Source organism: Bacillota bacterium, from assembly GCA_013314855.1.
Classification (GTDB): domain Bacteria; phylum Bacillota; class Clostridia; order Acetivibrionales; family DUMC01; genus Ch48.
Genome location: JABUEW010000209.1, coordinates 1 through 4,106, shown reverse-complemented (window position 1 = coordinate 4,106; position 4,106 = coordinate 1). Strand labels below are relative to the sequence as shown.

4 protein-coding genes and 1 tRNA gene are annotated in these 4,106 nt (G+C 34.1%); 2 read left to right on the top strand and 3 right to left on the bottom strand.

What is annotated here, in order from left to right; all coding sequences use genetic code 11:
- Nucleotides 1-89: 89 nt before the first annotated feature.
- Nucleotides 90-1,142, top strand: coding sequence for a CPBP family intramembrane metalloprotease (locus HPY74_20135; protein ID NSW92917.1), 1,053 nt, complete (start codon nt 90-92; stop codon nt 1,140-1,142).
- A gap of 11 nt (nt 1,143-1,153) precedes the next feature.
- Here the strand turns inward: HPY74_20135 and HPY74_20130 are convergent, their stop codons facing one another.
- Together HPY74_20130 and HPY74_20125 are read right to left on the bottom strand one after the other, a co-directional pair.
- Nucleotides 1,154-2,170, bottom strand: coding sequence for an ATP-binding protein (locus HPY74_20130; GenBank protein ID NSW92916.1), 1,017 nt, complete (start codon nt 2,168-2,170; stop codon nt 1,154-1,156).
- Between the two features lie 75 nt (nt 2,171-2,245).
- The gene (locus HPY74_20125; protein NSW92915.1) at nt 2,246-3,223 is read right to left on the bottom strand and encodes a DnaD domain protein; all 978 of its coding nucleotides are present in this window, start codon (nt 3,221-3,223) and stop codon (nt 2,246-2,248) included.
- A gap of 389 nt (nt 3,224-3,612) precedes the next feature.
- Here HPY74_20125 and HPY74_20120 point away from each other — a divergent pair.
- Nucleotides 3,613-3,689 (top strand) — tRNA-Arg (locus HPY74_20120).
- A gap of 52 nt (nt 3,690-3,741) precedes the next feature.
- Here HPY74_20120 and HPY74_20115 read toward each other — a convergent pair.
- The coding region (locus HPY74_20115; GenBank protein NSW92914.1) for a tyrosine-type recombinase/integrase at nt 3,742-4,106 on the bottom strand (365 nt) is incomplete at its 5' end.

Here is a 4,106-nt window from a genome sequence, read left to right as displayed (position 1 = left end):
CCATTTGTAAAATTTAATTGCACATATTAGAAATAATTGTTATTATGTTATTATAGCAGTTAATTGTAAAAGTATAGGAGAGATGGTTTGTGGAATTTTACCATAAAGGTGAATTATACCGGGAGAATTTGGAAGACAAATCCGTACGTAAACCCGGCATATTGATGGTGGGGGTACTGTATTCAATAATTGTCATTCTTTTTATACTTATTGGTTACAGGGTACAAAAAAAGGGTTTTTACTCGGGAGTGCTAATTACGGAAGTAGTGCTTATTCTCCTCCCTGCGATTATATCACTCGTAATATTCAAGTATGATATCAAAAAAGTATTAAGGCTTAATAAGGTCGGCTTTTTAAACCTTTTCCTGATATTCTGGATTATGATTTTCTCCATACCTGTAGTAGGGATGTTCAACATGATAAATATATGGCTGGTATGGTATATTTTCGGAAAAACTATTATAGTCCAACCCCCGGCCGTTACCAGTTATGGGGGACTTGTTTTGAATATACTTTCTGTCGGTTTAGCTGCCGGTATATGCGAAGAAGTCCTTTTCAGGGGGGTTGTCCAGAGAGGCCTGGAAAAACTGGGAGCAGCGGCTTCAATAATTCTTACTGCTTTTCTTTTCAGTATTATGCATATTCATTTTGAAAGGCTTTTCGGTACATTCTTACTTGGGGCCCTTATAGGGTTTATAGTTTACAGAACCAATTCCCTTTATGGAGGCATATTTGCCCATTTTGTCAATAATACCGCAGGAGTCCTGGTTATGTTTGCAGCCAACAAATTGTCGGATATTTCAAAAATGGCAGGAGTTGAGCCAAATACGGACCCGGAACTTTTGTTTGACATGTTCAATAAAATGCCGCTGGAGCAGTTGGTTGCTGTTATTATAGTATGGGCATTTATAATAATGATAAGTGTAATTATATTGGCTGCTTTATTATTTGCCTTAGTAAAAAATACCGGTCAGGATGTTGAAAAAATAACCAGGGAAAAAGAAAAAACAAATAAGAAGGAGCTTTTGGGTTTTATTCCTGGAGTGCTAATCTTAGGCACCATATATTACATGCAAGGAATGGTATTAAAGGGTTTTGAAAGCCAGGTTGCAAGTTTTATCTACAAGTTGCTGGGTTTGTAATACTTAAAGCTTTATTTCCTTATTGTTCTGATATCTTCTCCTGCAAATATTAACCTGTCAAAATAACCCACAATACGGGACACTACCCTTTCAGTATAATATTCATATAACTGCTTTGGGCCGATATTGGTTGATATTATGGTTTTACAAGGACGGGTGAGGTTATTTGCCTGCCTTGTATTAAGTATAGTTAAAAGTTCTGCGTATCTTGCAGGGCTTGTTGGCTCAATTCCCAAATCATCTATTATAAGAAGCTCTACTTCAAAAATATTCCTGTAAGCCGTATCACTATATTCTTCAGTTCCGGAGAACCTGAACTTATACTCATTAATTGTGCTGAACATTACAGGCGCAGTTTGGTAGAGGACAGTCTTCCCCATGTTAAGCAGTTCCCTGGCTATACAGCTTGCCATGAAAGTTTTTCCAACCCCTGGTGGACCGCTGAAAAACAGGTTTTTCTCATCTCGTGAGTCAAAATTATTAATAAAAGCAATGCACCTGTCTTTTATCTTCAAAATGTTTTCCCTGGGTGATATTTTAATCCCGTACCTTTTTTCATCAACTATGTCAGGGTAGTATTTTTCATTGAAGGTATTAAAATTTTCCAGTTTAACCAGGCTTAAGTTCGACTGGTCATATAGGTAATTAATAAGCTTTTGGCGGTAGCAATGACATTTTACTGCAATACCGTTATCGTCAATAAATCCCGTATCTTTGCACTTTTCACATTCATATTCAGGCTCAAGATAGTCCTGGGGATAATGGTTTGCTTCAAGCAACAGTTTTTTTCTGTTCCTAAGCTTTTCCATATCCAAAAGAAGGGCTGAAACTTCAGTATCCCATGATTTTTTGCCGGATAATATCAGCTTACTGTATGTAAGGCCTGATGCCTGAATTTTATTTTCTATTTCTTCCAATTCGGGTATTGCGGAAAACACTTCTTTCTTTTTATCCATAAGCTTTTCATAGGCTTGTCTTTGCTTTTTTTCGTATTCTTTTTTTATTAAATTATATATGTTTGTGTTCATTGTTAATCGGAATGCCCTCCCGTGATTACTTGCCTATTTTAAAGTAATTGCTTTTCAAAGTTACCTTAAAAATCTTCATTTTTCTATGTTGTCAAAGAATTTATCGTAGTATTCTTCATCATATTTCCTCTGCTCAAAATTGCTATGCTGAGGCACAGCAGAGTCTTGGTCTTGTTTTTTGTTGTAACTTCGCTTTTTGCTTTTTTCATACTCAAGTATTTCTTCCCTGGATTTAAAACCTTTTTCAGCCCAATCTTTTAAAATAGCGTGTACATAATTGAAATTAGGATTAGTTTTTGAAGTGGTTTTCTTTAGGGCAAGATCAATTATTTCAAAATTAAAGCCAAAGTTTTCTACCCACTTTTCTACATACTCTTCTTCATACTCTGTAAGAAATCTATTGAGTTTTAGCTTTTTTACTATCTTTTGCTTAATATCCTTTACTTTCTGATATTGTATGAAATATGTATCCAGGTCAAAACTATTTATGATATTCTTACTGTGCCAATTATCGGCCACTTTTTCAATATAGCTCGGAGATAGGCCTTTATAATCGTAACAATGTTGGAAAAGGGCATACATTACATCTTCTTCAAACTTGTATTTGTCAAACCAGGCGTCTATATTAGTATACCAGGATGGGGACATTAGCCCCTGGAAGAAGTTATTATTAATTGCTGCAATTATTTTTCTCCGCTTGGCATTTCTTTCGGAACTTAAAATAGCTTCCTCAGGTGTTGAAGTTGATTTCAGCCTGTATATTTTATTTATTTCCTTTTCTTTCAAATCTAATATATTGATGGTGTTATCTTTTCTGCTCATTACCCCAAGATTAACAAGGGCGGAAATTGCATTGCTTACGCTATCATAATCCATTCCCAGTTTTTTTGAGAGGTCTTCGGTGGTTGCTTTTTTGTTGTATTTACTAAGAAAAAGGCAGTATAAGTATACCTTTACCTGTTCTCCCGGCATGGATGGCAAATATTCACTTATAAATATATCAGGCACAAGGGTGTCGGAATACAAAATCGATTTATATTCCTGAAAGTACATAATCAGCATCCTCTCTCCATTATGGGAATATTTAAATATTTATTATATTAATTAAATAAATATTTTATAAAACACTTTATGTAAAAAATAAATTATACACGTTACCAATTATATCATATACAATTGCCATAATTCAAAAAGTATAAACCCTATCTAAGAATTTAATGTAAGATTATTATTGCTAAATATGATTTTATATAAGTTTTTCGCAAATTGTTTACAAAAAGTGATATGAAAAATTTGGAGCAAATAACAGGAATAATTACTAATAATGGAAAATATAGGATTTAAATAGGAAAATTTTGGAGTTGATTTTTTGACTTATTTATATTAATATATATATATCATATATATCATATGTATTCATATATATCATATGTATGAAATATGCGCCTATAGCTCAATTGGATAGAGCGTCTGACTACGGATCAGAAGGTTGCGGGTTCAACTCCTGCTGGGCGCACCAGGGTTTCAGGATTTCTGAAACCTGTTTTTTTATGCCTACTTTACTTGTAACTTTACTTATGGGATATTACAGATTTTAATAATTGACTTCTCCTATTAGCGGCTTCACGTTTCATTATTTCGTTTACGTGTCCGTATTTATCTAGTGTAGTTTGTATGCTTTCATGTCCTAAATCATTTTGAAGGGTTTTTATATCTGTACCGGCTTGTAAGCTTAACAATGCGAAGGTATGCCGTAAATCGTGTATCCTTATTTTTTCAAGTCCTGCCCTTTTTAATATGCCTTTTAAGGTTCTGTCAAAGTTCCTCGGTTGAACATGGTTTCCTGTTTCCGTTATGAATACAAGGCCGTTTTTAAAATGTTCTGCAATTTGTATATCATTCATGCCTAAATTCCTTAATTCTATTTCCTGTATGC

What these genes read in the sequence shown, in the direction of transcription:
- HPY74_20130 (NSW92916.1), bottom strand. Translation starts at nt 2,170, where the DNA reads ATGAACACAAACATATATAATTTAATAAAAAAAGAATACGAAAAAAAG.
- HPY74_20125 (NSW92915.1), bottom strand. Translation starts at nt 3,223, where the DNA reads ATGTACTTTCAGGAATATAAATCGATTTTGTATTCCGACACCCTTGTG.